We start from the raw sequence: 26,740 nt of genomic DNA, 5'->3' as shown, positions 1-26,740 counted from the left end.
ATGACCAATGATCCCTATCCGCGCGACATGGTCGGCTACGGCCGCACCCCGCCGCATGCGGGCTGGCCCGGCGACGCCCGCATCGCCGTGCAGTTCGTGATCAACTACGAGGAGGGCGGCGAGAACAACATCCTCCATGGCGATGCCGCCTCCGAAGCGTTCCTGTCCGAGATCGTCGGCGCCCAGCCCTGGCCGGGCCTGCGCCACATGAACATGGAGTCGATCTACGAATTCGGTTCGCGCGCCGGCTTCTGGCGTCTGTGGCGCCTGTTCACCGCCCGCAAGCTGCCGGTCACGGTGTTCGCGATCGCCGCCGCGATGGCGCGCAATCCGGAGGCCGTCGCCGCGATGAAGGAGGCGGCCTGGGAGATCGCCTCGCACGGCCTGAAATGGATCGACTATCGCGATGTCTCCGAGGCCGACGAGCGCGCCCATATCGAAGAGGCGATCCGCCTCCATACCGAGTTGACCGGCGAGCGACCGCTCGGCTTCTACCAGGGGCGCACCTCGGCCAACACGCTCGACATCGTCCTGGAGGAGCAGGGCTTCGTCTACAGCGCCGACTCCTACGCCGACGAGCTGCCCTATTGGATCGAGGGACCACACGGCCCGCATCTGATCGTGCCCTATACGCTTGACGCCAACGACATGCGCTTTGCGACCCCGCAGGGCTTTAATTCCGGCGACCAGTTCTTCGCCTATCTGAAGGACAGCTTCGACACGCTCTACGCCGAAGGCGCGGAGAGCCCGCGCATGCTATCGGTCGGGCTGCACTGCCGTCTGGTCGGCCGCCCCGGGCGCGCGGCGGCGCTCGCGCGCTTCCTCGATTACATCATGGCGCATGAGAAGGTCTGGGTCGCGACCCGGCTCGACATCGCCCGGCACTGGATCAGGACGCATCCGCCGGCCGGGGTGTTGCGGCCGTCGCAGATGTCCCGCGTGCTGTTCGTCGAGCGCTATGGCGACATCTTCGAGCACACGCCGGAGATCGCCGACCGCGCCTATCGCGCCGGCCTGTCCGCCTTCGACGATACCGCCGATGCCCTGCACTCCACGCTGATGAACGTCGTCCGCGCCATGAGCCGCGACGAGAAGCTGAAGCTGATCCGCGCCCATCCGGAGTTGGCGGGCCGCGAGGCGCTGGCGGGCGATATGACCGATGACTCCATCGGCGAGCAGGGCCGGCTCGGCTTCACCTCGCTCACGCGCGCCGAGTTCGAGCGCGTCTCCGACATCAACCGCCGCTATCGCGACAAGTTCACCATGCCGCTGATCGTGGCGCTGGCGCTGCACGCCGACCGCGCCTCCGTCATTGCCGAGATGGAGCGGCGGATCAGCAACGATCAGGACACCGAGATCGTCAACGCGATCGACCAGATCGGCCACATCACCCGCGCAAGGCTGGCGAAGAAGTTCGATCAGGGCTGAGCGAGTATCCGTTCAGCTTGCGCGGCGACGTCAAGCAGCAGGCGATCGCGGCCGCGGGCCGCAATCAGCTGCAGACCGAAGGGCAGGCCGATGGCGTTGCTGCCGCAGGGAATCGAGATCGCAGGCACCCCGGCATGATTGGCGTAAGGTGTGAACACGGCGTGCGCGCGCGGGCTCGCCGGTCTGCCGCCGATCTCAGCCGGGCCGAGCTGCGTGAGCGGCCAGGCGACGCAGGGCACCGTCGGCGCCAGCAGCACGTCGACCTCCATGAAGAAGCTGGCAAAAGCGCGCGCGATCCGTGCGCTCGCCTCCAGTGCGCGGCCGACATCGGTCCCGCTCAGGCCGAGGCCGCGCTCGATCTGCTTGGCGATGTCGGGATCGAACTGCGACGAGTCACGCCTGAAGGCGTCGCCGTAGAGCGCGGCGAGACCGGCATGCTGCAGCGGCATCACGGCATCCTCGGCGAGGCCCGCTGGCCAGATGGGGTCCGAGTTCACGATCGACATGCCGCTGGCGCGGAGCCGATCGATCGCCTGCTGCAGGCCCGTGCTCACCTCGTCATCCACCGCGACATCCAGCCCGAGCCGCGGCGAGAACGCCACGCGCAGCGACTTGGCAAGATCTGCCGGCGGCACGTTGAACGAATGCGGGTCGCGCGGATCGGCCCCTCTCATCACCTCGAAGGCCAGCTCGGCGTCGCCGACATCGGCCGCAATCGGCGCGATCACCGAGATGCCCCAGAACGGCTCGGGAAAGCCGGGTCCGTAGGGGATCGCGCCATAGGACGGCTTGAAGCCGACCACGCCGACATGGGCCGGCGGCCGCCGGCTCGAGCCGCCGGCATCGGTGCCGATCGCGAGCGGCACGAGCCCCGCGGCCACCGCGACGGCCGGTCCGCCCGACGAGCCGCCGGGCGTGAGGCGCGGGTCCTGCGGATGAACAGTCGGTCCGAACAGCAACGAGGTCGTGACGCCCTTGCAGGCGAACTCGGACGTCGCGCCGATGCCGACGATGACCGCGCCGGCGCGGCGCAGCCGCGCGATCGCGATTGCATCCTCTGTCGCCGTGAAGTCAGCAAATAGCCGCGAGCCCTGCGTGATGCGCCAGCCTGCGACCCAGATGTTGTCCTTGACCACGATGGGTACGCCGGCGAGCGCCAGCGTCTCGCCGGCGGCGACACGCGTGTCGACAGCGTCGGCCTCCGCGCGCGTTCTCTCCGGATCGATGGTGGCGACAGCGTTGAGGTCGCGCGCAGCATCGATGCGCGCCAGCGCCTGCTCAGCCATCTCCCTCGCAGTGGTCTGCCGCGCGCTGACGGCGCTTGCGATCTCATTTGCGCGCATATGATCGCTCCATCAGCAGCACGGCCGCACCCGCAGCCGCCGTCAATCCAAGCGCGACGAAGCTACCGCCAAGCCCGACGCGCGGTGTCAGTACGGCAACGAGCAGAGGCGCCGCGACGAGGCCGAGAAACGAAGCGGTCAGCACCGCGCCGGTAGCTTCTGCAACACGACCAGGCTTGGCGAGATTGGCGATCTCGGCAATGAACACGCCGTTCCAGCCGCTCGCGGTCAGACCGAATACGAAGGTGAGCAGAATCAGGATCGGCCTGCTCAGCAGCGGACCCCAAAGACCCAGCAGCAGCGCGCAGATCGCCATACCCACGCCCGCCATCACCAGCACCGCGCGTGCCGAGCGCAGCCTCGTGGCGACGACGCCCCAGCCGAGCCGTCCGAGGATGCCGGCGCCTTGCGCCGACGCCAGCACCCAGCCCGCTTCGACATGGCTCAGCCCGAGCTCCGCGGTGCCGAAGCTGACGAAGCAGGTGTTGAGGATCACCTGCATGCCGCTGAACGGGATCGAGGCAATGGCCAGCGCCGCCATGCGGCGGTCGGCGCTGATCAGCTGCAGCCGCTCGGAGAGGCCGAGCCGCGGCATGACCACCGGCGCGATGGCGTAGGCCGGCCGCAACCACTCGAAGGCGGCGAAGGCGATGGCGGCACAGACGATGACGGCGGCATAGGCGGAGCTCGGCGCCATCATCACCGCGATCGGCGGCAGCACCAGCGAGCCGACCACGGCGCCGATCTGGCTGCCGGTCTGCCGGATCGAAAACACCATCGCCCGCTTCTCGGCCGGCACCAGCCGTCCCAGCAGCGCCGAGCTCGCCGGCGTTTCCGGTCCGACCGCAAGCCCCAGCATCAGCCCGGCGCCGAGCAAGGCCCATCCGCTCTCGAACAGCGCGAGCGACATGCCCGCGCTGACGGCGACGGCGCACAGAGCCGCGACCCGCAGCGAGCCCAGCTTCTGCACCAATGTGCCGCCCCAGAACGAGGAGACGAGGCTGATAGCGAACGCCGCAGTCGAGAACAGCGACAGCTGTTCGATGCTGAGGCCTGCGCGCGGCGCCACCGTGCCGGGCGCGAACAGCGCCAGCGACACCAGCGCCTGCAGCGCGGTCATCGCGGCCAGCGCAGGCCACAGCGGTACGGCTGGCGCCGCGGCAGGTTTCGCGTCTATCATGCCGCCATGACCTGAGGGTGGAGTACGAAATGGCCGGCGGTATCTCGGTTCACGCAGTCGACGTGGCGAATGGGCGTCCGGCGCTCGGACTGCGGGTCGCGATCTGGCGCGTGGCGCCCGATCGCACGCTGCTTGCCGAAGGCGAGCTCGGCGCCGACGGCACCCTTCAGGCGCCGGTCGTCAAGGGCGACGGCGTCACCGCCGGCGAATATGAGGTGCTGTTCCATCTCGGCGAGTTCTTCGGGGCGGGGGCACAGACGAAATTCCTGACCATCGTGCCGTTTCGCTTCGCGATCGACAAGGTCGAGGAGCATTTCCATCTGCCGCTGAAATTCACGCCCTGGGGTTATTCGCTGTTCCGCGGCGCTTAGAAAGTCTGCGTCAGCCGGTCAGGCGCTTCGACAGGCCGGTGGTGCGCTCCATGATCGCCATCAGCGCCACCGTGCCGATGATCAGGACGCTCGACAGTGCGGCGATGGTGACGTCGAGCTTGCCTTCGAGGTCCTGCCACATCCGGATCGGCAGCATGTCGGTGGCGGCGTCGCGCAGGAACAGCGACACCGGGACGTTGTCGAACGACGACATGAAGGCGATGAATGCGCCGGAGATGATGCCCGGGCGGATCAGCGGCAGCACGATGCGCCGGAAGGTGTAGAGCCTGGACGCGCCGAGGATCGCCGAGCTCTCCAGCAAGGTCGGTTCGAGTTGGGCCAGCGCCGCGACGGTGTTGCGCACCACGTAAGGTACGCAGACGATGGTGTGGCCGATCACCAGCGTCAGCAGCGACACCGGCAGGCCGATCAGCGAGAAGAACATCAGCGCCGCAAGGCCGAAGGCCAGCGCCGGCAGCACCAAGGGCGACATGAACAGGGAATCGAGCAGCTTCGCGGTCAGGCTCTTGGAACGCGAGATCGCAAGCGAGGCTGCAACGCCGAGCACGATCGACAGCCCGGTCGACCACAGCGCGACGACGACGCTGTTGCGCGCGGCGAACTGCAGCTGCCAGGCGTTCCACAATTCGACGTACCAGCGTGTCGAATAGCCCGGCGGCGGAAATTTCAGCGAGAAGCCCGAGGTAAAGGAGACGATCACGACGACGAGCGACGGCGAGACGATCAGGACCAGCGCCAGCACGGCGATGACCGTCATCACGATCTGGAAGCTCAGCGCTTCGAAATTCGTCTGCCTGCGGCTCATCGGGCGTCTCCATAGCCGCGGGCGCGCCGTCCGAGCGTCGAGAACAAAGCGACGATGGCGAGCACGGCGAACAGGAAGATGATCGAAATCGCCGCCGCGAACGGCCAGTTCTGCAAGGTCGAGGCCTGCTGATAGAGATACATCGGCATGAACAGCATCTGCCCGCCGCCGACCAGCGACTGGGTGATGAAGGCGGTGATCGCCGCGGCATAGGTGAGGGTGCAGCCGGCGATGATGCCGGGCATCGACAGCGGCAGCATGATCTTGAAGAAGGTGCGCCAGCTGCCGGCGCCGAGCGAGGCCGAGGCGTCGCCGAGGTTGACGTCGATGCGGCCGATCGCGGTGATCAGAGGCAGCACCATCAGCGGCATCTGCACCTGCGCCAGCGCCGCCACCAGCCCGCCTTGCGTATAGATCATGCGCAGCGGCGTGCCGATCAACCCGAGTGACTGCAGCACGGAGTTGATGATGCCCTGCCGGCCCAGAATCACGATCCAGGCGAAGGTGCGGACGACGACGCTCGTCAGCAGCGGCAGCAGCACGATCATGATGATCAAGGTCTGCACCCGGCTGCCGGAGCGTTGATACAGCCAGGCGATCGGATAGCCGAGCACGAGGCAGGCTAGCGTGACCTCGGCACCAAGCAGGAGCGTCGAGCCGAGCACGGAGAGGCTGAAGGGGTCGGTCAGGAACTTGATGTACTGGCCGAGCCCCCACACCGTCGCCGCGGTGTCGTTGTGCAGCGACAGATAGAACAGCTGCGCCAGCGGCAGCACGAAGAAGATCGCGAACACTGCAGTCAGGGGCAAGGCAAGCCCGAGGCTGAAGCTGGTCACGTCGCCCGGTGCGGTCGTGGCGCTCTTCATCGTGTCAGATCTTGATGTCGCGATTGAACTTCTCGATCCAGGATGCCCGCTGCTCGTTGATCTTCTTCCAGTCCTGGAACACGAACTTCTTCTTCAGCTCCTCGGTGTCCTTGGCCAGCACCTTCGCGATCTCGCCGGTCATGGCGACCTTGGTGTTGGTCGGCACGATCAGATAGGGCGAGTTCATCAGCGTGGTCTGGACCTCCGGCGACAGCGCCGCCTCGATCAGCTTGAAGGCGAGCTCCTTGTTCGGCGAGTTCTTGACGATGTGGATCGTGGTCTTGAACGCGATCGCGCCTTCCTTCGGCGCCACGAATTCGACCGGAACGCCGCGCGCCTTGAGGATCTGGATGGCGTTGAAATTGCCGGGCGAGATGTCGATCTGGCCCTGCTGGAACAGCGTCGCCAGCGCGCCCGGATTGGCGGCGACCGCGGCAAGGTTGGGCTTCAGCTCCTCCAGCGCCTTGAAGCCTTCATCGACATTGGCCTCGGAGCCGCCGCGCATGCGCGCGATCTCGACCAGCCAGCCGGTGCCGAGCGTCGAGTTCAGATTGGTGATGCCGACCTTGCCCTTGAACTCGGGCTTCCACAGGTCGGCCCACGAGGTCGGCGGCGTCTTCACGGTCTCCGGATTGTAGGTCAGGCCGACCACCTGGAAGAACGGCGCCGGGCCCATCGCGTCCTGCGCTTCCGGAATCAGGTCCTTGTAATAGGCGCTCTTGTCGGCCGGGAACGGATCGACCAGATCCTGGCCGATCGCGACCAGCGCCGGGCCCGGATCGTGCAGCATGACGTCGATCGGCGGGTTGGCCTTGGCGGCGTTGACCTTGGCGATCTGGTCGACCGACAGCATCGGATCGAGCACGATGGCCGCGTCGGCATTGGCCTTGCGGAAGGCCGGCACCAAGACCGCCTTGTGCGCTTCCTCCCAGCTGCCGGTGAAGGTCGCGAACACCAGCGGCCGCGCCTGCGCGAGGCTGAGGCCCGGGAAGGCGTGCATGGCGCCCAGCGTCAAGGCGCTGGTCAGGAGCCGTCGTCGGTCAAGCATCATGTCTCACTCCCATCTCGATCTGAATCGTTGTCTAGGCCGGAAATACGGTGGCAAGCCCCGGCGCCAGCGGTGCAACCCGCACCGGCGTGCCGGCATCGCGCAGCGGGGTGTCGCCGCTGCGCGCCTGCGAAATCTTGATGCTGCCGCCGTCCTTGGTCTTGATCTCATGCACGACGGTGGCGCCGAGCGGCAGCGCCATGCCGATGTCGCCGGCGAAGCCGGTGTCGTCGCGGACGAAGGTGAGATGCTCGGGACGCAGGCAGACGGTGACCTTGTCTGAGGCACTGACCGGCTTCGGCGCGCGCGCAATGATCTCGCCGCCGGCGTCGAGGCCGACCCGCACGCGGCCAGCATCGGTCGCAAGCACCGTGCCCTTCATCCGATTGGCGGTGCCGACGAAGGTGTTGACGAACAGCGTCTGCGGCTCGTCGTAGATCTCGGATGGCGTGCCGAACTGCTCGAGATGGCCATGACTCAGCACGGCGACACGGTCGGCCATCGACAGCGCCTCCTCCTGGTCGTGGGTCACGATCAAGGTCGTGGTGCCGGCCATGCGCTGCAGCCGCTTGACCTCGATCTGCATGTCCAACCGCAGATTCTTGTCGAGCGCCGCGAACGGCTCATCGAGCAGCAGGATCGACGGCTTGATCGCGAGCGCGCGCGCCAGCGCCACGCGCTGCTGCTGGCCGCCGGACAATTGGCGCGGCAGCCGCTCGCCGAATGGGCCGAGTTGCACCATGTCGAGCAGGCGCTGCGCCTCCTTGTTGCGCGTGGCCTTGTCGACGCCGCGCGCGGCGAGGCCGTAGCCGACATTCTCGGAAATCGAGAGGTGCGGAAACAGCGCGTAGTTCTGGAACACGATGCCGACCGCGCGGCGATTGGGCGGCAGTGCGTCGACGACGTCGTTGCCGATGATGACGCGCCCCTCGCTCTGGCCGATGAAGCCGGCGATGATGCGCAGCAGCGTGGTCTTGCCGCAGCCGGAGGGGCCGAGCAGGGCGATGATCTCGCCGCCTTTCACATCGAGATTGATGTCGGAGACAGCCATCGTTCCGCTCGCGAAGCGGTGGGTGATCCGATCCAGAACGAGCGACTTGGCTTCCGATACGCTGGCCATTGGCTTCCTGCTCAACTCGTTTGAAAAAGCAAGAAGCATGCCGTCTTTTCAGGCAGCGGCGGCTGTTTGTGTACAAGGGAGCTCGTGGCCGGTATGCGAGTGTTTCAGCCGTGGAGCTTTGAGTCCCTGCCGGTTCGCTGCGCTCAGCTAGTGGCTTGCCCTCTCAGCACGTCATTCCGGGGCGCCCGAAGGGCGAGCCCGGAATCCATAGCCACAGGCGGTCGTTCTCGGGCGAGACGGGCGTGGCGACATCTCGGGTCCGCACGGACAGTCGTGGTTATGGATTCCAGGCTCGCGCTGTCCGGCGACTTCGTCGCCGCGCGCGTCCCGGAATGACGAAGGAGACAGCGCGGGGCTTATCGGTCCACGCAGTCCGACGACCCGTCGCGATGCTCCAGCCGCGCCGCCAGTGCCTCCGCCAAGCCCGTCGTCGGCTTCGCCGCCGGTCGCCGGAACGTGCCGGCGGTCGCCTTGCGCATCTTCAGCGCCAGCAGCGCTTCGGCCTGTTTCACCGCGGCAATCACCTGGTCGACGACCGGCACGGGAATGCGATGCGCGACGCGGGCGGCGAGCCCGGACAGCGGCGCGCCGGCGAAGATCAGCACGTCGGCGTCGTTCTCCTCGACCGCGCGTAGCGCCAGCTCGACCAACAGCTCCTCCTTCTCATGTTGCACGTCGGAGATCTGCTTGAAGCTGCCGTCGAGCATGCGGATGCCGGCGCAGCGCTCCATCAGCCCGTGCATGCGCACGCATTCCTCGTACCAGGGCCCCAAGGCCTGCGCGAAGGTGACGATGGCGAAACGCCGCCCGGCCATGCAGGCGGTCAGCATCGCCGCTTCCGCGAGCCCGATCACCGGCACGTCGAACAGCTCGCGCGCCGCGAACAGGCCGGGATCGCCGAACGCGGCGATGATCGCGGCGTCGAAGGTGCCGTTGCGCTCGGCCAGCATCTCCAGCGCGACGGCGCCGCCGATCTGTGCTTCCGCGCGGGTTGCGATATAGGGCACGCCGCGCGGCGCGGTGCAGGGGATCAGCGTCGTGCCGGGTGCCACCGCCTCGCGGCCGACCTGCAGCATCAGATCGGTGATGTCGGTGCGGATGTTGGGATTGAGCAGCAGGATGTTCATGGCGCCTCGCGAGGGATGCGCGAGCTTGCCCGAGGGATCGCCGTCTTGTCCACAGCGCTCGCCCGGTCAGGGCATGCCCTTGACGACGAGGGCGATCAAGGTCGCGAGCAGGGCCAGCGTCGCGCCGAGGCTGAGCAGCCGCCGCAGCTTCAAGAACCAGGCGCGTTCGCCGCCGCTGCCGAAATAGAACTCGTCGACGATGAGCGCCGCGAGCAGAGCGGACGTGAGCAGCACCAGCGATGACACAGCCGGCAGCGCCAGCGCGGTCCAGCCGACCAAAGCGGGTGTAACGCCCCAAGTCATGCGGGGCCAATTCGCAAGTGCGGGCGCCTGCACGGCGAGACCCCAATGCACCGCACCGAGGAAGCTGAGGATGACGGCGCCGTAGCCAACCTGCGCGCGCAGGGCCGTCATCCGGGTTGGCTCATCGCCGGCGATCACGAGAGCGGCGAGGCCCATGAACGGGATCAGCCCGGCGAGGCCAAGGGTTCGCATGGGAGCCGGGATGCCTGACATCATGGCGCACGCTCTCTTATGTTTCGATCGGGATTATGGCGGGCGTCGCCGCGGCGGTCCGGCCACGTTCGGCGCGGCAGCGATCGGAGCAGAATTTCACGTTCGCCCAGTCCCATGCCCACTTCTTCCGCCACGCGAACGGCCGGCCGCAGGCGGCGCAGATCCTGGTCGGCAGGTCAGCCTTGCGGCGCATCTTCGGCATGTCGCATCACCACCGGACCGGCGTCCCGCGCCAGTCGTAGAAGCCGCCGCGGGGGAAGAAGTCCAGCTTCACGCCGTGCCGCATTGAAGTTCGGCGCGGCCCCGCCTTACGATCCTGCTTCACCGCCGGCTGATCCGTCACGTTGCCCTCGCCGCAGCCTGGACAGCCGAAGAGCTGTTCATGGGCTGCAACGATTTAACGGCGAATTCGGATCAACCTGTCGTTCGCGGCACGTGTCCGGGCTACGCCTTGGTCACATGCACGGCCGGCGTCGCGCCGCCGTTCCATCGACCGTCGATGGCGCGCTCGATCTGGGCCGCCAGCTGCAGCAACAGGCCGTCGTCGGCCTGCTTGCCGATCGCCTGGATGCCGAGCGGCAAGCCGTGCTCGTTGGTGGCGAGCGGCAGCGAGATCGCCGGGACGCCGCAGAGGTTCGCCAGCGGCGTGAACGCGAAGTTGCGCCACAGATTCTCGAACCAGTCGAGCACATCAGGATTGTCGCTGATCGTCAGATATTCGGTGGTGCCGATCTTCGGCGTCGGCAGCGCCGTGATCGGCGTCAGGATGATGTCCCACGCCTCGAAGAAGGCGCCGAACGCGCGCGAGGTCGTGTTGAACACCGCCTGCATCGCGGCGCGCTCGGCGAAGCTGGTGTCGCGGCCGGCTTCCCAGATGCGGATGTTGACCGGCTCGATCAGGTCGGTCGGCGGCCGGTCGAGCTTGCGCGAAGCGAGCAGGTTGTTGATGACGATGGCGAAGTTGGAGATGTAGCAGGTGGTCTGGGCCGCGAACGCCGCACGATAGTCCACCTCCGGCAGTGCGTAGCCGATGTGATGGCCGAGGCCCTCCAGGAATTTGCCGACGCGCGCCAGCTCGGCCGCGATGTGCGGCGTCGCGCGGTAGTCGCCCCATTGATGCGACAGCGCGATCCTGAGCTTGCCCGGATCACGCTTGATCAGTTCGACATAGGGCTCCGGCGTGGTCCAGTACGGCATGAACTCGCCCGGCGCGCCGCCACGGCAATGATCGACGAAGGCCGCGGTGTCGCGCACGCTGCGCGACTGGCAGCCCTGGATCGAGACGAGGCCGGAGAGATCCGACAGATGCGGCGCGATCGAGAACACGCCGCGCGAGACCTTGAGGCCGATGTTGCCGTTGACGCCGGCGGGGATGCGGATCGAGCCGCCGCCATCGGTCGCATGCGCGATCGGCACCACGCCGGCGGCGACCATCGCCGCACTGCCGGCCGACGAGCCGCAGGTCGTGTAGTCCGTGTTCCAGGGATTGCGCGTGACGTAGACCGCGGGATTTTCCGCCGAGCTGCAGACGCCGAATTCCGGCGTCGTGGTGCGCCCCATCAAATTGAGGCCGGCCTTGCGCATCTTCGCCGTCAGGTGCGTGTCGGCGGCGGGACGGTTGCCGCGCATGTACAGCGAGCCCTGCTCCTGCAGGCGTCCGGCCATCGTCGGTCCGAGATCCTTCATCAGGAACGGCAGTCCGGCGAATGGACCGGCGAGATTCGCGCCGGCCTTGGCCGGATCTTCGACCGCGTCGGCGAACACTTCCACGACGCCGGATAGCGTCGGATCGACCTTGGCGATTCCTGCTGCCGCCTGGCTTGCCAATTCCGCCGCGGTCAGCTCGCCGCTCCTGACCCGTGCTGCGAGCGCCATGCCATCATGCCGGGCCCACTCGTCCCAGCTCATCGCCAAAGTCATTCTTATCCGATCCTTCGCGCCGCGATCATCGTTGCCTCGCGCGCGGGCGCGGCGGCCGTGCCATGATCAGTCGCAGTTCAATATCCGGCGACGCGAACCTTAGTGGGCAGAGGCCCCAAGTCAATCAAGCGCACTGCATGCCGCCAATACGGGGCGCTCATGCGGCACGGTGTACCGCCGGTAGCGCAGATATCAACGAATGACCTACGAGCGAGCGGTGCCGGAAAGTGGGACCAAACGCTCAGGTCAAAGGACAGGTGACCAAGAACCGCACGGGGTCGCACACGACCATCAAGCCCACCGGCATGGGGCCGCCGTGATATTGACCCTGGTCAAGGCGGCCGTGCCGCGTGCGTGGTGAGTAGCGACATGGAATTGTTGATCTTCGTTCTGTCGGCCGCGGCTCTGCTGGCAACGCCCGGCCCGACCAACACGCTGCTGGCGACTGCGGGCGCGAGCCGGGGCGTACGCTATTCCGTTCATCTGCTCCTGGCCGAACTTGCGGGCTACCTGCTCGCAATCCTGACGTTGCGCGTCGTGCTCGGTCCGGTCATCGCAACCGCACCGCTCGTCGGCCATGCTCTGCGCGTCGCGGTCGTGCTGTACCTGCTGCACCTTGCGGTCGCGCTCTGGCGCCATGGCGGCGCGTCCGTCGTCGATGTTGCGCCGGTCACATCCCGTCGCGTGCTCATCACGACGCTGTTGAATCCGAAGGCCATCATCTTCGCGTTCACGCTGCTGCCGTCGGCAGCCGATGCCGCGAGCCTGCTTCCGTTCCTGATCGCGCTCGGCTTCTCGACCATGCTGATCGGAGGCGGCTGGCTGCTGCTCGGCGCGACCCTGCGTCGCGGTCTCGGCGGTCTCGTGCCGGCGACGCTCGGCTATCGCTGCAGCGCGGCGGCCCTGGCGCTGCTGGCCTGCGTGATCCTCGCTCCTGCGCTTGCCGTGCTGTGACGCGGTTCCCCTTGTTACATTGTTGCTGATCGACAACGGTGCGAGCCGCGTGCTATCCGCTGCACCAACAGGGGGCGCGGTGCGCATCATCGGTCGACGATATCTCACGAGCCGCCCGCGCATGCTGCGCCGGATCGCGGCGCTGTGCGTGATGTTGGCTTATCTGCTCGCGGGCGCGCTGCACGGTGCCTGTGATCTCGACGTCGCCCATGCCTCCGCCGGCAAGCCGGAGATCGCGTCTCTGCTCGACCAGGCGGATCACTCCGATCAGCGCGGCACGGCGGATCATCACTGCCACGGCTGCTTCTCGGTTGCCGTGCCACAGCTGCAGCTCGCAGTGATTCCGGCCGACATGGTCGCCGCGACGGACTGGGCCATTCCGGTGCTTCGCGCCGGGGTTCTGTCCGAGTCCGAGTCCCCACCGCCCAGACACCTGACCTGACGCCACGTGCCGGACGGCCAAGCCGTCCATCATTGCTCGTCAAGACAGGTTCATCTTCATGCCATTCCCCGGGATGGCTGCGCGCGTTGCCTGCGTTGCAGCCCTGCTCGCCGTGTCCGTGCACGCCGCGGCCGCGCAGCCTCTGACCATGCGCGAGGCGCTCGCGCGTGCGCTCGCCGCCAATCCGCGGCTGTCCGCCGCCGACCGCGACATCGGCATCGCCGGCGGGCAGCGCCTGCAGGCCGGCGCATTGCTCAATCCCGAGCTCTCCTACGAGCAGGACAATTCGTTCGGCTCGGGTCCATACCGCGGTACACGGTCGGCCGAGACCACCCTGCAGATCAGCCAGGCGTTCGAATGGTTCGGCAAGCGCGATGCGCGCATTGCGGCCGGCCAGGCCGGCGTGCAGGTCGCCGCGATCCAGCTCCAGGCGGTGCGGCTCGAGGTTCTGTCAGAGACGGCGATCGCCTTCGTCACGGTGCTCGCGACCCAGCGCCGCATCCAGATCCTCGATGATCAGGTCGCCGCGCTCGACCGGCTGACGCCGCTGCTGCGGCGGCGGGTCGAGGCTGGTGCCTCGTCGCCGGCGGAGACCGGGCGTGCCGAGGTCGCCTCGGCGCTGGTGCGCGCCGATCGCGAACGCGTCAAGGCCACCCTGGCGAGTGCGCGGCGCGAGCTCGCGGTGCTGCTCGGCGATACCTCGCCGAAATTCGCCGCGGTGTCGGGGCGCTTTGATGCCAGCGGACAGCCACCGTCGTTCCAGGGCGTCATCGCCGCCATCGACGCCAACCCGCAGCTCGTGCGCTGGACTGCCGTCTACGCGCAGCGCAACGCCGAGCTGCTGCTGGCGCGGCTGAAGCCCTATCCCGACGTGCGCGTCAGCGCCGGCTGGCGCCATTTCAACGACACCCAGGACGATGCCGTCAGGCTCAGCGTCTCCGTGCCCATTCCCGTGTTCGACCAGAACCAGGGCAACATCCTGTCAGCCCAGGAAAGCCTCGCCAAGACCGAGGTCGAGCGCAAGGCCAACCGTAACGCACTGCTCGTGATCGCCGGTCGTGCCTACGACTCGCTGCAGGGGTCGCTGCGTGAATTGTCGGTGCTGCGCGAGATTGCGCTTCCCCGGGCGCAGGAGGCGGCGGACGAGATCGCGCAGGGTTACAGCGCCGGTCGGTTCACGCTGTTGGAAGTGCTGGATGCCCAGGCGAGCGTGGCGCAGGCACGGCTGCGCGAGCAGGAGGCGCTGCAGAACATCCACGTTGCCACCGCGACGATCGAGGGGCTCGTCGGCCGCCCCTTCACTTTGATACGGGAGACTGCGCGATGAAAACGTCCATCGTCATCGTCATTGCGATCCTCGCGGCCGCAGCTGGCGCTGGTGCGTCGCGCCTGCTGCTCGACGCGGCGCCGCGCACGGACGCGACCGTCGGCGATGCAGATCATGCCGAGAAGCACGAGCGCGCGGTACCGAAGGATCACGTCGAGCAGGACGAGCATGGCGCGGATCGCATCCGCATCAGCGACGTGAAACTCGCCGCCGCGGGCGTCACGCTCGCCGAGGCGGGGCCGGCGACCTTGTCGGACACGCTGTCGTTCAACGGCGTGCTCAGGGCCAACCAGGAGGCGCTGGTGCAGGTGACGCCGCGCTTTCCCGGCATCGTTCGCGCGATCAGGAAGCGCATCGGCGACACCGTCGCCAAGGACGAGCTGCTCGCGTCGATCGAAAGCAATCAGAGCCTGACTGCCTATGATCTCAAGGCGCCGCTCGGCGGTACCATCATCGATCGCCAGATCTCGCTCGGTGAATACGCCTCCGAGCAGAAGCCGGCCTTCGTGGTCGCGGATCTCTCGACCATCTGGGTCGATCTGTCGATCTATCGCCAGGACCTCCGGCGCGTCCGGCTCGACGACGAGGTGCTGATCGATCCCGATGACGGACGCGGCGTGATCAAGGGAAACGTCTCCTACATCGCCCCCGTCGGCGCCAGCGAGACGCAGACCGCGCTCGCCCGCGTCGTGCTGGCCAACGCCGACGGCCGGCTGCGTCCCGGCCTGTTCGTCACCGCGCGACTCGTTCTGGCCAAGCGCAGCGTCGCGGTTGCCGTGCGCGCCAGCGCGATCCAGACCTTGGAAAACAGGACCGTCGTGTTCGTGCGCGAGGAGGGCGACAAGATCGAGGCGCGCCCCGTGGCGCTCGGTGAGTCCGATCCGAGCTACGTCGAGATCCGCGACGGCCTGTCCGCCGGCGAGCACTACGTCGCCGAGAACAGTTTTGTGGTGAAGGCGGAGATGGGCAAGGGGGAGGCCGAGCATGATTGATGCGATCCTCGCGCTCGCCGTGCGCCAGCGCTGGCTGATGCTGTTCGTCTCGTTCACCGCCGCTGCCTTCGGCGCCTGGAATTTCACCCGCCTGCCGATCGACGCCGTGCCTGATATCACCAACGTCCAGGTGCAGATCAACACCAAGCCGCCGGGCTACTCGCCGCTCGAGACCGAGCAGCGCATCACCTTCCCGGTCGAGACCGCGATGGGCGGCCTGCCCCGGCTCGACACCACGCGCTCGCTGTCGCGCTATGGCCTGAGCCAGGTCACTGTCGTGTTCCAGGACGGCACCGACATCTATTTCGCGCGCCAGCTGGTCAATGAGCGCATCCAGCAGATCAAGGACCAGCTGCCGCCCGGCGTCGAGGTCGCGATGGGGCCGCTCTCGACCGGGCTCGGCGAGATCTTCATGTACGCGGTGGAGGCGAAGAAGGACGCCAAGACACCGGATGGGGCCGACTATTCACCCAGCGATCTGCGCACGATCCAGGACTGGATCATCCGGCCGCAGTTGCGCGGCGTGCCCGGCGTGATCGAGGTCAACACCATCGGCGGCTTCGAGCGCCAGTTCCACGTGCTGCCGGATCCCGGCAGGCTGATGGCCTACAAGATCAGCTTCCGCGACGTCATCGCCGCGCTCGCCTCCAACAACGCCAATGTCGGCGCCGGCTATATCGAGCGCAACGGCGAGCAATATCTGGTGCGCGCGCCCGGCCAGGTCGGCAGCGCCGCCGAGCTCAAGGACATCGTGATCGGTGCCCGCGGCGGCACGCCGGTGCGCATCGGCGACGTCGCCGAGGTCACGGAGGGCCGCGATTTGCGCACCGGCGCTGCGACGCTCAACGGCGAGGAAACCGTGCTCGGCACCGCGATGCTGCTGATCGGCGAGAACAGCCGCGGCGTTGCAAGGCGCGTCGCTGCCCGGCTTGACGAGATCGCGAGATCGCTGCCCGAGGGCGTGATCACGCGGACGCTCTATGACCGCACTCATCTGGTCGAAGCGACGATCCGCACCGTGGAAAAGAATCTGCTCGAAGGCGCCGCGCTCGTCGTCGTCGTGCTGTTCCTGCTGCTCGGCAACATCCGGGCCGCGCTGGTCACCGCCTGCATCATCCCGCTATCGATGGCGATGACGATCACCGGCATGGTCGAGACCAGGGTCAGCGCCAATCTGATGAGCCTCGGCGCGATCGATTTCGGCATCATCGTCGACGGCGCCGTCATCATCGTCGAGAACTGCCTGCGGCTGCTGGCCGAGGCGCAGCACCGCAAGGGCGGCCTGCTCACCAGGTCCGAACGGCTGCAGACCATCGTCAGCGGCGCGCGCGAGGTGATCGGGCCGAGCCTGTTCGGCACTGGCATCATTGCGGTCGTCTACCTGCCGGTGCTGACCTTGACCGGGGTCGAGGGCAAGATGTTCACGCCGATGGCGCTGACGGTGCTGATGGCGCTCGGCGCGGCCGTGCTGTTCTCGATCACCTTCGTGCCGGCCGCGATCGCGATCTTCGTCACCGGCAAGGTCTCCGAGCAGGAGAACCTGGTCATGCGCGGCGCGCGGCGGATCTACGCGCCGCTGCTGCGCGGCGTCATCGCCTATCGCGTGACGGTAGCTGCCGCAGCGGTGGTGATCGTCGCGGTCAGCGGCTTCGCGGCGACGCGGATGGGCGGCGAGTTCATTCCCAGCCTCGACGAAGGGGACGTGGCGCTCGCGGCGTTGCGCATTCCCGGAACGAGCCTCACGCTCTCGGTCGATCTGCAGAAGGCGCTGGAGTCGCGGCTGCGCCTGATACCCGAGGTGAAGGACGTCTTCACCCGCATCGGCACCGCCGAGGTGGCCACCGATCCGATGGCGCCGTCGCAGGGCGACGGCTACGTCATGCTGAAGCCGCGCGCCGCGTGGCCCGACCCGTCGAAGCCGAAGGCGCAACTCGTCGCCGAGATCGAGCAGGCGGCCGACGAGATCCCCGGCAGCAACTACGAGATCTCGCAGCCGATCCAGCTGCGCTTCAACGAGCTGATCTCCGGCGTGCGCAGCGACGTCGGCGTCAAGATCTTCGGCGACGATCTCGACATCCTGCAGGGCGCGGCGCGTCAGGTGGAAGCCGCGATCCGCGGCGTCAATGGTGCCACCGACGTCAAGACCGAGCAGGTCGCCGGCCTGCCGATCCTGACCGTGAAGATCGATCGCCAGGCGCTGTCGCGCTACGGCCTCAGCGTCGCCGAGGTGCAGAACGTGGTCGAGATCGCGGTCGGCGGCAAGGCGGTGGGAAAACTGTTCGACGGTGACCGCCGCTTCGACATCGTCGTGCGGCTGCCCGAGCGCCTGCGCGGTAATCTCGACGCCATCCGCGCCATCCCGATTCCGTTACCCGCGGGCGACGAGCCCAATGCCGCGCCGCTACGCACGGCGCTGTCGGGCGCGACGGCCACTCAGCCGCGCTATGTCCCGCTGTCGTCGGTGGCCGCCATTGCCTCGGCGCCGGGTCCGAACCAGGTCAGCCGCGAGAACGGCAAGCGCCGCATTGTCGTATCAGCCAATGTTCGCGGTCGCGATCTCGGCTCGTTCGTCACCGAGGCGCAAGCCGCCGTCGCCGAGAAGGTGAAACTGCCGCCCGGCTACTGGATCGGCTGGGGCGGCCAGTTCGAGCAGCTGGTGTCGGCGACCAAGCGGCTCACGATCGTGGTGCCGGTCGCGCTGGCCCTGGTGTTCCTGCTGCTGTTCATGAGCATGGGCTCGCTGGCGGATGCCGCGCTGGTGTTCTCCGGCGTGCCGCTGGCGCTGACCGGCGGCATCGCGGCGCTGATCCTGCGCGACCTGCCGCTGTCGATCTCGGCCGGCGTCGGCTTCATCGCACTCTCAGGCGTCGCCGTGCTCAACGGTCTCGTCATCATCGCCTTCATCGAGCGGCTGCGTCAGGAGGGACGCTCAGTGCTTGCCGCGGTGGAGGAGGGCGCGCTGGCGCGGCTGCGGCCGGTGCTGATGACGGCGCTGGTCGCCTCGCTCGGCTTCGTGCCGATGGCGCTCGCCACCGGCGCCGGCGCCGAGGTGCAGCGCCCGCTCGCCACCGTCGTCATCGGCGGCATCATCTCGTCGACGGTGCTGACCCTGCTCGTACTGCCGGCGCTCTATGTGCTGTTCAGGCGGGAGACGCGGGTGGCGTAGCCTCAGGACTGGTGCCGCCTGGTGATCGCCACCCGCGTCGCCTGGCTGTACAGTCCCGACATCTGGTCGAGCTGCGCGGTTGTCGCGGCGCAGCTGTCGATCCAGCCGGGCATCGATTCGAACATCGGCGGCAGGGTTGCGGCGCGCAAGGCCGCGTAGTCCTCGGTGACGGCGCGGCCCCGCGCCGTGGCGCGGTAGCGCGTCTCCTTGCGCGAGGAGCGCCCCTCGGTCTCGATCAGCCCGGCGCGCACCAGCTTGCGTGTCGCATATTGCAGGTTGGGCACGTCGACGCGGTTGAGCAGCTGCCCGACCTCGGTGAGCCGCTTCGGTTCGTCGCCCATGCGCACGACGTTGAGGACGGCGACATCGTCACCGGTCAGCGGCACCTCGCACACCGCTGCGAGGCAGGACGCCTTCCAGCGATAATAGGATTGCGCCAGCCGCTCCAGGGCGAACTCGAAATCCGACAGCCGCCGCTCGGCATCGCTGCGGGCGAGATGCCAGGAGCCTTTGCCATCGCCTCTGTTCTCGGCGCCGGTCTCGGCACCCTCTCGCGCCTTCTCGGCCGTCGAACCGACGTTGCCGCCTGCGGATTTCGGCTTCATAGGTGTCCTGCCCGCCACGGTCTTGCGCTTCGCCGCGGCGCTATCAGTCCTCTTCAATATCCCGTCTCCCGATGCCGCTCCGCACAATGCGTGTGCAGCGCATGCTCAATCTCTGCTGTTTACATCCGACATTTTTACATTAAAAATTCAATGAAGAAAACACATCAGGTGCGGCGTCATTGTGGACCCCGCCACCGACGAACCGGGGAGCACGACAGTGGCTGGACAGTGGATCGAGATCGCCGCCGCCGATGGCGGCACGTTCAAGGGCTATCTGGCCGTGCCGGCGTCGGGCTCCGGCCCCGGCATCGTGCTCCTGCAGGAAATCTTCGGCGTCAACGCCTCGATGCGCGACGTCGCCGACTACTATGCCGAGGAGGGCTATGTGGTGCTGGCGCCGGACCTGTTCTGGCGTTTCGAGCCCGGCATCGAGCTCGGCTATGGCGAGGCCGATTTCGGCAAGGCGTTCAGCTACTACCAGCGCTTCGACGTCAATCTGGCGATCAAGGACACCGCTGACGCGCTGAAGGTGCTGCGCGCGCGTCCCGAATGCAAAGGCAAGGTCGGCGCGCTCGGCTTCTGTCTCGGCGGCAAGCTCGCCTACCTCACGGCCGCGCGCACCGACGTCGACTGCGCCGTCTCCTATTATGGCGTCGGCATCGAGGCCGACATCGGCGAGGCCAAGAACATCAAGGGCCCGATCGTCTTCCACTTCGCCGAGCTCGACAAGTTCGCGCCGGCCGAGGCGCGCGAGGCGGTCAAGGCCGGCTTTGCCGGCCGCGACGATGCCGAGTTCTACCTCTACCCCGGCTGCGACCATGCCTTCGCCGCACCGGAGCGTGCGAGCTTCGACAAGCCGGCGACCCTGATGGCGCATTCGCGCTCGATCGCGCTGTTCCGCAAGGTGCTCGGCCCGCATTACGACCTGTCGTCGCTGTGGGACCGCCACACCGAGCTCGAATTCGCCACCCGCTCGGCGCAGGCGACGATGGGCACGATGGTCGCCGAGCCCTATGTCAACCACATCCCGACCATGACCGGCGGCGTCGGTTACAAGGACCTGCTGCGCTTCTACGCCAATCACTTCATCCCGAAGACGCCCGTCGATACCAAGCTGGTGCCGATCTCGCGCACCATCGGCGCCGACCGCGTCGTCGACGAGATGCTGTTCTGCTTCACCCATGACATCGAGATCGACTGGATGCTGCCGGGCATCCCACCGACCGGCAAATATGTCGAGATCCCGCTGGTGGCGATCGTGCGCTTCCGCGGCGACAAGCTCTACAACGAGCACATCTACTGGGACCAGGCCTCGGTGCTGGTGCAGATCGGCCTGCTCGATCCGGCCAAGTTGCCTGTCGCGGGCATCGAGACCGCCAAGAAGCTGGTCGACGAATCCCTGCCCTCGAACACGCTGATGAAGCGCTGGGCCGAGAGCGCACCGAACTGATCGTTCATTCCGATGGTGCCGGCAGGGGGCGCCATCTCTTCAGCTCATCCGGAGTTGCATCACCATGCGTGACCATCAGATCTCCCGTCGTACGATGTTGCAGCTCGCGGGCGCGGCTGCACTGCCTCTCGCCGCGGGGCTTCCGCTTCAATCGGCCCGCGCCGCCGCCGGCACCTTGACCATCGCCTACAACGTCAACCTGCCGTCGTTCGATCCGACCGTCGGCGTGTCGGCGGTCAACCCGACCATCCAGTCCATCTACCAGGCGATCTTCGATCCCTATATCGGCCAGGCCGCCGATCTCTCGTTCACGCCGGGCCTGCTGACGAAGTGGGGCTGGAACGAGGACCGCAGCAAGGTCACGATGGAGCTGCGCTCCGACGCCACCTGGCACGACGGCTCCAAGGTGACGCCGGAGGACGTGGTGTGGTCGCTGACGCGCGCGGCGGACCCGAAGGGCGGCAATCCGATCCAGTTCGTGTGGTCGAAGATCAACAACTTCAAGATCGACGGCCAGACCATCACAGCCGATGTCGTCGAGTTCGAGCCGGTGCTGTTCAAATGGATGGCGTTCCTGACCGGCTACGTGCTGCCGAAGGCCTACTACGAGAAGGTCGGTGCGGAAGGTTTCGAGAAGGCGCCGATCGGCTCGGGGCCGTACAAGGTCGACGCGTTCGAGCGCAACGCGTTCCTGCGGCTGAAGGCGCATCCTGGCTATTGGGGGCCGAAGCCGGCGTTCGAGACCGTCGTGTTCAAGTTCGTCACCGATCCGACCAGCCGCGTCGCCGAGATCGAGTCGGGCGGCTCCGACATCACCTTCGAGATCCCCTATGAGGAGTTCGACCGCCTCAAGGGCAAGCCGAACCTCGCCGGGGTGACCCAGCCGATCTCCGACATCGGCATGATCTTCCTCACCGACATCGATCCGATGCTGGATCGCAACGTGCGCGTCGCCGCCAATCACGCCATCGACAAGAAGGCGATCGTCGAGAAGTTGCTGCGCGGCTATGGCGTGCCGATCGACACCTTGGAAGCGCCGGGCTACGCGGCCTTCGATCCCTCCATCAAGGTGGCCTACGATCCGGAGCTGGCCAAGAGCCTGCTCGCCAAGAGCGGCTACTCGACCACGAAGCCCGTGAAGTTCACGATCCAGACCACGCGCGGCTTCAAGCCCAAGGACTACGAGATGGTCCAGGCCATCGCCGGCATGTGGCGTAAGGTCGGCATCGAGGCCAACATCGAGGTCTACGAGATCGCCCAGCACTTCGAGCTGCGTGCGCGCCACGCGCTGGCGCCGGCCGCGTTCTACAATTGGGGCAACGCGATCGGCGATCCCACGACGTCGACCGGCTTTGCGATGTTCGGCCCGTCGCCGCATTCGGCCTGGAAGGGCAAGGACCTGATCGAGCGCATCGGGCCGCTGTGGGGCGAGAAGGACGAGGCCAAGCGCATCGCCGGCTGGAAGGCCGTCGACAAATACATCGCGGAAGAAGGCGAAGTGATCCCGCTGCTGCAATACGTCCAGGCGATCATCCACAAGAAGGGGCTCAAAGTGGTGGCGCAGGCCAACGGCATGATCCTGCCGCAGCTCGTCACCCAGGGCTGAGAGGAGCAAACGGCGATGCGCTGGAGCGCCATTCTCAAGCGCCTCGCCTTGATCCCGCCGACCCTGCTCGGCGTCGGCGCCATCGTATTCGTGCTGCTGCGCGTGGTGCCGGGCGATCCCATCGCCATGATGATCTCGCCCGGCGCCTCGCCGGCCGACGTCGCACGCCTGCGCGGCCTCTATGGCCTCGACCAGCCGCTGCTGACGCAGTTCCTGAGCTGGCTCGGCCAGGTCGCGACAGGAGATTTCGGCCGCTCGATCAGCCTGCGCCAGCAGGTGTTCGAACTGGTCGTGGCGCGGCTGCCGGCGACGCTCGAGCTCGCGGCGCTTGCGGTCAGCCTCGCGCTGCTGATGGGCCTGGCGGTCGCGCTGGTCGGCAGCCTGCTGCGCGGCACCCGCGCCGAATGGCTGCTGGATACGGCGAACGGGTTCTTCCTCGCGATTCCCGACTTTCTGTGGGCGCTCATTCTGCTGCTCGGTTTCGGCGTGCTGCTGCCGCTGTTGCCGATCTCCGGCCGGCTCGATCCGCAGCTGGCCGTGGCCTTCCGCACCCATTTCTATCTGATCGAGAGCCTCCTCACGTTCCGCCTCGACGTCGCCGCCGATTTGTTGCGCCACATGCTGCTGCCGTCGCTGGCGCTGGCGCTGCCATTCGCCGCGCTGGTCGCGCGCTTGTTGAAGGCGCAGCTCGCCGAGGCCGAGGACCAGGACTATGCGCAGATCGCGCGCACCCGCGGCTTCTCGCGCACGACGATCCTGCAGCGCGAGGTGTTTCCCAACGCACTGATCCCGACGGTGGCGCTGTCGGGCGTGCAGGTCACCTTGCTGCTCGGCGGCACCGTGCTGGTCGAGCGCATCTTCTCCTATGAGGGCATCGGCAACATGGCGATCGATGCCGTGATCAACCGTGACTTCCCGCTGATCCAGGGGCTGATCCTGACCTTTGCCGTGCTGTTCATCGCTCTCAATCTCGCGGTCGACCTGCTGGTCGCGCGGCTCGATCCGAGGCTGCGTCATGTCTGATCTCGTCCTCGCCGGTCCCATCACGGTGCCCGCCTCACGATGGCGCAGCGCGCTCGCGCGCGGCGGAGGGCGGCTGTGGATCGGCGGCGGCATCGTGGCGCTGTTGCTGCTGATTGCGCTGTTCGCACCACTCATCGCGCCGCATGACCCGGCCGAGCAGGACCTGATGTCGGCGCAGCTGCCGCCAGCCTTCATGCAAGGCGGCGAGGCGGCGTTCCCGTTGGGCACCGACAGCCTCGGCCGCTGCGTGCTGTCGCGGCTGATGTACTCCGCGCGCACCGCCGTGATGGTCGCGCTGATTGCATCATTGCTCGCGGCTATCATCGGCATTGTGCTCGGCCTGATCGCCGGCGCGTTCGGCGGCTGGATCGATCAGCTGGTGTCGCGTCTCATCGATGTGTGGATGGCATTTCCGCCGGTGCTGCTGTCGATCGTGCTCGCCGCCGTGATCGGCGCCGGCCTCACCTCGGTGATCGCTGCGATCGTGGTGGTCGACTGGACCCGCTTCGCCCGCATCGTCCGCGCGGAAACGCAAGCCCAGCTGGCGCGCGACTATGCCGCTGCGGCGCGCGTGCTTGGCCTGACGCGGGTTCAGGCGCTGCGGCTGGAGATCCTGCCCAACCTCGTGCCGCTGATCGTCACGTTGTTCGCCGTCGAGATGGGCATCGCCATCCTGGTCGAGGTGATCCTGTCCTTCGTCGGCATCTCCGTCACCGGCGACACCGCGAGCTGGGGCGGCATGATCACCGAGGGGCGGCAGATCGTCTATCAGGCGCCCTGGATCATGGCGCTGCCGATTCTCGCCGTCATCGTCAGCGTCATCGGCTTCAACATGCTCGGCGACGGCCTGCGCGCCGCGCTCGATCCGGTGCAGCGCCGATGAGTGCCGTGCTCGAGATCGACAATCTCCATGTCGCCATCGGCAGCGCCAACGTGCTGCGCGGCGTCAGCCTGCGCGTCGAGGCCGGCGAGGTCCGCGGCCTGGTCGGTGAATCCGGCGCCGGCAAATCGATGGTCGGCCGCACCATCTTCGGCCTGCTGCCGGCCAAGGCCGCGATAACAGCCGGCCGGGTGAGCTTCGAGGGCCGCGATCTGCTGGCGATGCCCGATAGGGAGCGGCGCGATCTGCTCGGCCGCCGCATCGCGCTGATCCCGCAGGACCCGATGACCTCGCTCAATCCGGTCAGGCGCATCGGCGCGCAGATCATTGCCGTGCTGCAGCTGCATCTGAAGCTGTCGAAGCGCGCCGCGGGCGATCGCGCGGCCGAGCTGCTCGCCGAGGTCGCGATCCGCGATCCCGCGCGCGTGCTGCAGCTCTATCCCCACGAGCTCTCGGGCGGCATGCGCCAGCGCGTGCTGATCGCGATGGCCTTTGCCTGCGATCCCGCATTGGTCATCGCCGACGAGCCCACCACCGCGCTCGACGTCACCGTGCAGCGCCAGGTGCTGCAGCTGGTCGAGCGCCTGCGCCAGCGACACGGCGCCGCGATCCTGTTCGTCACCCACGATCTCGGCGTCGTCGCCAAGATCTGCCGCAGCATGACCGTACTGCATGCCGGCCGCGTGCTTGAGGACGGCCTTACGTCTGACGTGCTGGTCAAGCCGCATCATGCCTATACCCGCGCGCTGCTGGCGGCGACGCCGCGCGCCGATCGTCCGGCAGATCACCTGAAGCCGGTGCCGCCGGCGCTGATCGAGAGCCTGTGGGCCGAGGCCCACCGGCTCGATCAGCTCACCGCCGGGAGGCCTTGATGAGCGAGATCCTGCTGCGCACCGGCCAGCTCGGCTTCGCCTATCCGGCGCGCAGCACGTCGCTGTTCGGCAAGCCGGTCATGCGCGACGTGATCAAATCGGTCGATCTCGCCGTGCCGCGCGGCGCCGTGCTCGGTCTCGTCGGCGAGTCCGGCTCGGGCAAGACCACGCTCGGCCGCCTGCTGGTGCGGCTGCTGGAGCCGACCTCGGGCGGCATCCAGTTCGATGGCGTCGAGATCAGTCATCTTTCGGAAGTCGCGCTGCGTCCCCTGCGCGCGCGTATCCAGATGATCTTCCAGGATCCGCAGTCCTCGCTCAATCCGCGATTGCCGCTGGCGGTCACGCTCACGCGGCAGATCGAAGTCTACGGCCGCCTCAAGGGCCGGCGCGACCGCCGCGATCGCGCCGCCGGGCTGCTCGATCTCGTCGGCCTGCCGACGGCGTTCGTCGACCGCTATCCGCATGAGCTGTCCGGCGGCCAGCGCCAGCGCGCCGGCATCGCGCGGGCCTTGGCGCTGCAGCCGGATTTCATCGTTGCCGACGAGATCGTCTCGGGTCTCGATGTCTCGACCCAGGCGCACATCCTGATGCTGCTGAAGGAGCTGCGCGCCAAGCTCGGCCTCACCGTCGTCTTCATCAGCCACGATCTGTCGGTCATCCGCGTGCTCTGCGACGAGGTCGCCATTCTCAAGGGCGGCGAGGTGGTCGAGCACGGTCCGGTTGGCCGCATCTTCTCCCAGCCGCAACACATCTATACTCGCCAATTGCTGGCCGCCATTCCGCTTCCCGATGTCGAGCCGGGCTGGCTCGACGACACTCCGCTCCGTCAGCATCCTCATCAGCAAGGATCAGCCGCATGAGTGCGACCATCAAGGACTCCGTCGTCGTCATTACGGGCGCCACCGGCGCCATCGCCCAGGCGCTCATCGCCGAGATGCGTGTGCGCGGCGCCGCCAAGATCTATGCGGCGGCGCGCGATGTCCCGGCGCTTGCGGCGTCAGACAAGATCGTGCCGCTGAAGCTCGACGTCACCAGCGACGCCGACGCCGCGGCCGCCGCGGCGCTCGCGTCCGACGTGACGTTGCTGATCAACAATGCCGGCGTCAATCACAACACCTCGCTGCTGGCCGCGCCGGATCTCGCCATTGCCAGGGAGGAGATCGAGATCAACTATCTGGCGCCGCTGCGGCTGACGCGCGCCTTTGCGCCTGTTCTGATCAAGAACCAGGGCGCGGTGCTCACCATCCTGACCATCCTGGCGCGTGTCAATCTACCGATCATGGGCTCGTATTGCGCCTCGAAGGCCGCCGCGCTCAGCCTGACGCAGGGCCTGCGCGGCGAGCTCGCGCCGAAGGGCGTGCGCGTCGTCGGCGCGCTGCCCGGCGCGGTCGACACCCGCATGACCGCCGGGTTGCCGATTCCGAAGATGACGCCGGCCGATGCCGCGAAGGAAATTCTCGACGGCTATGACGCCGGAGAGGAGGACATCTATGTCGGCGACCTGGCGAAGGGCCTCGCCGCCGGCTTGGCGCAGGACCACAAGGCGGTCGAGAAGCAATTGGCGTCGGGGTGACGCGCGCGGCCGGCAGCTCGCCTGCGGCCGTCCTTCGAGACGCCCGCCTTTCGGCGGGCTCCTCAGGACGAGGACTGAGTGTGCGACAAAAATCCAAGACTCTCT

At 67.4% G+C, this 26,740-nt stretch carries 25 protein-coding genes; 14 read left to right on the top strand and 11 right to left on the bottom strand.

All coding sequences use genetic code 11. The features are described from left to right. The gene (gene puuE / locus LQG66_RS20470) at positions 1 to 1,428 is read left to right on the top strand and encodes an allantoinase PuuE (RefSeq protein WP_231317491.1); all 1,428 of its coding nucleotides are present in this window, start codon (positions 1 to 3) and stop codon (positions 1,426 to 1,428) included. On the opposite strand, the gene LQG66_RS20465 is transcribed toward puuE, so the two are convergent. Both LQG66_RS20465 and LQG66_RS20460 read right to left on the bottom strand, forming a co-directional pair. Then, on the bottom strand, positions 1,419 to 2,771 hold the full coding sequence (locus LQG66_RS20465; RefSeq protein ID WP_231317490.1) for an amidase: 1,353 nt from the start codon (positions 2,769 to 2,771) through the stop codon (positions 1,419 to 1,421). The two genes, puuE and LQG66_RS20465, sit on opposite strands and share 10 nt — an antisense overlap. Beyond that, complete coding sequence (locus LQG66_RS20460; protein ID WP_231317489.1) at positions 2,758 to 3,951, bottom strand: MFS transporter; 1,194 nt, start codon at positions 3,949 to 3,951, stop codon at positions 2,758 to 2,760. Before LQG66_RS20460 ends, LQG66_RS20465 begins: the two co-directional genes overlap by 14 nt. A 29-nt stretch (positions 3,952 to 3,980) precedes the next feature. Between LQG66_RS20460 and LQG66_RS20455 the strand changes: the two genes are divergently transcribed. Continuing rightward, a complete protein-coding gene (locus tag LQG66_RS20455) occupies positions 3,981 to 4,322 on the top strand; it encodes a hydroxyisourate hydrolase (RefSeq protein ID WP_231317488.1) in 342 nt (113 codons plus the stop codon). A 10-nt stretch (positions 4,323 to 4,332) separates the two neighbouring features. Here the strand turns inward: LQG66_RS20455 and LQG66_RS20450 are convergent, their stop codons facing one another. The 8 genes from LQG66_RS20450 to LQG66_RS20415 all read right to left on the bottom strand — a co-directional run bounded on the left by LQG66_RS20450 (position 4,333) and on the right by LQG66_RS20415 (position 11,745). Then, positions 4,333 to 5,148: an ABC transporter permease gene (locus LQG66_RS20450; RefSeq protein WP_231317487.1), complete on the bottom strand. Its 816-nt coding sequence runs from the start codon at positions 5,146 to 5,148 to the stop codon at positions 4,333 to 4,335. Further along, on the bottom strand, positions 5,145 to 6,014 hold the full coding sequence (locus LQG66_RS20445) for an ABC transporter permease (RefSeq protein ID WP_231317486.1): 870 nt from the start codon (positions 6,012 to 6,014) through the stop codon (positions 5,145 to 5,147). Before LQG66_RS20445 ends, LQG66_RS20450 begins: the two co-directional genes overlap by 4 nt. 4 nt (positions 6,015 to 6,018) lie before the next feature. After that, positions 6,019 to 7,065, bottom strand: coding sequence for an ABC transporter substrate-binding protein (locus LQG66_RS20440; protein WP_231317485.1), 1,047 nt, complete (start codon positions 7,063 to 7,065; stop codon positions 6,019 to 6,021). A 31-nt stretch (positions 7,066 to 7,096) separates the two neighbouring features. Beyond that, entirely contained in the window at positions 7,097 to 8,182 is a 1,086-nt protein-coding gene (locus LQG66_RS20435; protein WP_231317484.1) for an ABC transporter ATP-binding protein, read from the bottom strand. 356 nt (positions 8,183 to 8,538) lie between these two features. After that, positions 8,539 to 9,309 (bottom strand): aspartate/glutamate racemase family protein, encoded by a 771-nt coding sequence (locus LQG66_RS20430; protein ID WP_231317483.1) that lies wholly within the window; start codon positions 9,307 to 9,309, stop codon positions 8,539 to 8,541. 66 nt (positions 9,310 to 9,375) lie between these two features. Further along, positions 9,376 to 9,828, bottom strand: coding sequence for a DUF3429 domain-containing protein (locus LQG66_RS20425; RefSeq protein ID WP_231317482.1), 453 nt, complete (start codon positions 9,826 to 9,828; stop codon positions 9,376 to 9,378). 13 nt (positions 9,829 to 9,841) lie between these two features. Next, a complete protein-coding gene (locus tag LQG66_RS20420; RefSeq protein ID WP_231317481.1) occupies positions 9,842 to 10,027 on the bottom strand; it encodes a DUF2256 domain-containing protein in 186 nt (61 codons plus the stop codon). Between the two features lie 242 nt (positions 10,028 to 10,269). Further along, the gene (locus LQG66_RS20415) at positions 10,270 to 11,745 is read right to left on the bottom strand and encodes an amidase (RefSeq protein WP_231317480.1); all 1,476 of its coding nucleotides are present in this window, start codon (positions 11,743 to 11,745) and stop codon (positions 10,270 to 10,272) included. A 369-nt stretch (positions 11,746 to 12,114) separates the two neighbouring features. On the opposite strand from LQG66_RS20415, the gene LQG66_RS20410 reads away from it, so the two are divergent. From LQG66_RS20410 to LQG66_RS20390, 5 genes are all read left to right on the top strand, one after another. Then, entirely contained in the window at positions 12,115 to 12,699 is a 585-nt protein-coding gene (locus tag LQG66_RS20410; protein WP_231317479.1) for a LysE family translocator, read from the top strand. 121 nt (positions 12,700 to 12,820) lie between these two features. Beyond that, entirely contained in the window at positions 12,821 to 13,141 is a 321-nt protein-coding gene (locus LQG66_RS20405; RefSeq protein ID WP_231317478.1) for a hypothetical protein, read from the top strand. A 58-nt stretch (positions 13,142 to 13,199) separates the two neighbouring features. Further along, positions 13,200 to 14,468, top strand: a complete 1,269-nt coding sequence (ihpA, locus tag LQG66_RS20400) for a divalent metal ion exporter subunit IhpA (protein WP_231317477.1) — start codon at positions 13,200 to 13,202, stop codon at positions 14,466 to 14,468. Then, complete coding sequence (gene ihpB / locus LQG66_RS20395) at positions 14,465 to 15,460, top strand: divalent metal ion exporter adaptor subunit IhpB (protein WP_231317476.1); 996 nt, start codon at positions 14,465 to 14,467, stop codon at positions 15,458 to 15,460. The genes ihpA and ihpB overlap by 4 nt, the downstream gene beginning before the upstream one ends. Next, positions 15,453 to 18,626: an efflux RND transporter permease subunit gene (locus tag LQG66_RS20390; RefSeq protein WP_231317475.1), complete on the top strand. Its 3,174-nt coding sequence runs from the start codon at positions 15,453 to 15,455 to the stop codon at positions 18,624 to 18,626. The genes ihpB and LQG66_RS20390 overlap by 8 nt, the downstream gene beginning before the upstream one ends. A 2-nt stretch (positions 18,627 to 18,628) precedes the next feature. Here the strand turns inward: LQG66_RS20390 and LQG66_RS20385 are convergent, their stop codons facing one another. After that, on the bottom strand, positions 18,629 to 19,288 hold the full coding sequence (locus LQG66_RS20385) for a helix-turn-helix domain-containing protein (RefSeq protein ID WP_231317474.1): 660 nt from the start codon (positions 19,286 to 19,288) through the stop codon (positions 18,629 to 18,631). 160 nt (positions 19,289 to 19,448) lie between these two features. On the opposite strand from LQG66_RS20385, the gene LQG66_RS20380 reads away from it, so the two are divergent. The 7 genes from LQG66_RS20380 to LQG66_RS20350 all read left to right on the top strand — a co-directional run bounded on the left by LQG66_RS20380 (position 19,449) and on the right by LQG66_RS20350 (position 26,635). After that, positions 19,449 to 20,681, top strand: a complete 1,233-nt coding sequence (locus LQG66_RS20380) for a dienelactone hydrolase family protein (protein WP_231317473.1) — start codon at positions 19,449 to 19,451, stop codon at positions 20,679 to 20,681. Positions 20,682 to 20,745: 64 nt separating this feature from the next. Then, the gene (locus LQG66_RS20375; protein ID WP_231317472.1) at positions 20,746 to 22,287 is read left to right on the top strand and encodes an ABC transporter substrate-binding protein; all 1,542 of its coding nucleotides are present in this window, start codon (positions 20,746 to 20,748) and stop codon (positions 22,285 to 22,287) included. 15 nt (positions 22,288 to 22,302) lie between these two features. Next, positions 22,303 to 23,310 (top strand): ABC transporter permease, encoded by a 1,008-nt coding sequence (locus LQG66_RS20370; protein WP_231317471.1) that lies wholly within the window; start codon positions 22,303 to 22,305, stop codon positions 23,308 to 23,310. Next, positions 23,303 to 24,193, top strand: a complete 891-nt coding sequence (locus tag LQG66_RS20365; RefSeq protein ID WP_231317470.1) for an ABC transporter permease — start codon at positions 23,303 to 23,305, stop codon at positions 24,191 to 24,193. The genes LQG66_RS20370 and LQG66_RS20365 overlap by 8 nt, the downstream gene beginning before the upstream one ends. Further along, positions 24,190 to 25,062: an ABC transporter ATP-binding protein gene (locus tag LQG66_RS20360; RefSeq protein ID WP_231317469.1), complete on the top strand. Its 873-nt coding sequence runs from the start codon at positions 24,190 to 24,192 to the stop codon at positions 25,060 to 25,062. Before LQG66_RS20365 ends, LQG66_RS20360 begins: the two co-directional genes overlap by 4 nt. After that, positions 25,062 to 25,922, top strand: coding sequence for an ATP-binding cassette domain-containing protein (locus LQG66_RS20355; protein WP_231317468.1), 861 nt, complete (start codon positions 25,062 to 25,064; stop codon positions 25,920 to 25,922). The genes LQG66_RS20360 and LQG66_RS20355 overlap by 1 nt, the downstream gene beginning before the upstream one ends. Then, positions 25,919 to 26,635 (top strand): SDR family oxidoreductase, encoded by a 717-nt coding sequence (locus LQG66_RS20350; RefSeq protein WP_231317467.1) that lies wholly within the window; start codon positions 25,919 to 25,921, stop codon positions 26,633 to 26,635. The genes LQG66_RS20355 and LQG66_RS20350 overlap by 4 nt, the downstream gene beginning before the upstream one ends. Positions 26,636 to 26,740 lie beyond the last annotated feature (105 nt).

The organism is Bradyrhizobium ontarionense (assembly GCF_021088345.1).
Taxonomy (GTDB): Bacteria; Pseudomonadota; Alphaproteobacteria; order Rhizobiales; family Xanthobacteraceae; genus Bradyrhizobium; species Bradyrhizobium ontarionense.
Note: the sequence above shows the minus strand (reverse complement) of the source record. Positions and strands in the feature narration are given on the sequence as shown.

What these genes read in the sequence shown, in the direction of transcription:
- LQG66_RS20460 (WP_231317489.1), bottom strand. Translation starts at nt 3,951, where the DNA reads ATGATAGACGCGAAACCTGCCGCGGCGCCAGCCGTACCGCTGTGGCCT.
- ihpB (WP_231317476.1), top strand. Translation starts at nt 14,465, where the DNA reads ATGAAAACGTCCATCGTCATCGTCATTGCGATCCTCGCGGCCGCAGCT.
- LQG66_RS20350 (WP_231317467.1), top strand. Translation starts at nt 25,919, where the DNA reads ATGAGTGCGACCATCAAGGACTCCGTCGTCGTCATTACGGGCGCCACC.
- LQG66_RS20450 (WP_231317487.1), bottom strand. Translation starts at nt 5,148, where the DNA reads ATGAGCCGCAGGCAGACGAATTTCGAAGCGCTGAGCTTCCAGATCGTG.
- LQG66_RS20425 (WP_231317482.1), bottom strand. Translation starts at nt 9,828, where the DNA reads ATGATGTCAGGCATCCCGGCTCCCATGCGAACCCTTGGCCTCGCCGGG.
- LQG66_RS20445 (WP_231317486.1), bottom strand. Translation starts at nt 6,014, where the DNA reads ATGAAGAGCGCCACGACCGCACCGGGCGACGTGACCAGCTTCAGCCTC.
- LQG66_RS20370 (WP_231317471.1), top strand. Translation starts at nt 22,303, where the DNA reads ATGCGCTGGAGCGCCATTCTCAAGCGCCTCGCCTTGATCCCGCCGACC.
- LQG66_RS20405 (WP_231317478.1), top strand. Translation starts at nt 12,821, where the DNA reads ATGCTGCGCCGGATCGCGGCGCTGTGCGTGATGTTGGCTTATCTGCTC.
- LQG66_RS20390 (WP_231317475.1), top strand. Translation starts at nt 15,453, where the DNA reads ATGATTGATGCGATCCTCGCGCTCGCCGTGCGCCAGCGCTGGCTGATG.
- LQG66_RS20375 (WP_231317472.1), top strand. Translation starts at nt 20,746, where the DNA reads ATGCGTGACCATCAGATCTCCCGTCGTACGATGTTGCAGCTCGCGGGC.
- LQG66_RS20455 (WP_231317488.1), top strand. Translation starts at nt 3,981, where the DNA reads ATGGCCGGCGGTATCTCGGTTCACGCAGTCGACGTGGCGAATGGGCGT.
- LQG66_RS20360 (WP_231317469.1), top strand. Translation starts at nt 24,190, where the DNA reads ATGAGTGCCGTGCTCGAGATCGACAATCTCCATGTCGCCATCGGCAGC.
- LQG66_RS20415 (WP_231317480.1), bottom strand. Translation starts at nt 11,745, where the DNA reads ATGACTTTGGCGATGAGCTGGGACGAGTGGGCCCGGCATGATGGCATG.
- ihpA (WP_231317477.1), top strand. Translation starts at nt 13,200, where the DNA reads ATGCCATTCCCCGGGATGGCTGCGCGCGTTGCCTGCGTTGCAGCCCTG.
- LQG66_RS20465 (WP_231317490.1), bottom strand. Translation starts at nt 2,771, where the DNA reads ATGCGCGCAAATGAGATCGCAAGCGCCGTCAGCGCGCGGCAGACCACT.
- puuE (WP_231317491.1), top strand. Translation starts at nt 1, where the DNA reads ATGACCAATGATCCCTATCCGCGCGACATGGTCGGCTACGGCCGCACC.
- LQG66_RS20355 (WP_231317468.1), top strand. Translation starts at nt 25,062, where the DNA reads ATGAGCGAGATCCTGCTGCGCACCGGCCAGCTCGGCTTCGCCTATCCG.
- LQG66_RS20420 (WP_231317481.1), bottom strand. Translation starts at nt 10,027, where the DNA reads ATGCCGAAGATGCGCCGCAAGGCTGACCTGCCGACCAGGATCTGCGCC.
- LQG66_RS20365 (WP_231317470.1), top strand. Translation starts at nt 23,303, where the DNA reads ATGTCTGATCTCGTCCTCGCCGGTCCCATCACGGTGCCCGCCTCACGA.
- LQG66_RS20430 (WP_231317483.1), bottom strand. Translation starts at nt 9,309, where the DNA reads ATGAACATCCTGCTGCTCAATCCCAACATCCGCACCGACATCACCGAT.
- LQG66_RS20435 (WP_231317484.1), bottom strand. Translation starts at nt 8,182, where the DNA reads ATGGCCAGCGTATCGGAAGCCAAGTCGCTCGTTCTGGATCGGATCACC.
- LQG66_RS20440 (WP_231317485.1), bottom strand. Translation starts at nt 7,065, where the DNA reads ATGATGCTTGACCGACGACGGCTCCTGACCAGCGCCTTGACGCTGGGC.
- LQG66_RS20410 (WP_231317479.1), top strand. Translation starts at nt 12,115, where the DNA reads ATGGAATTGTTGATCTTCGTTCTGTCGGCCGCGGCTCTGCTGGCAACG.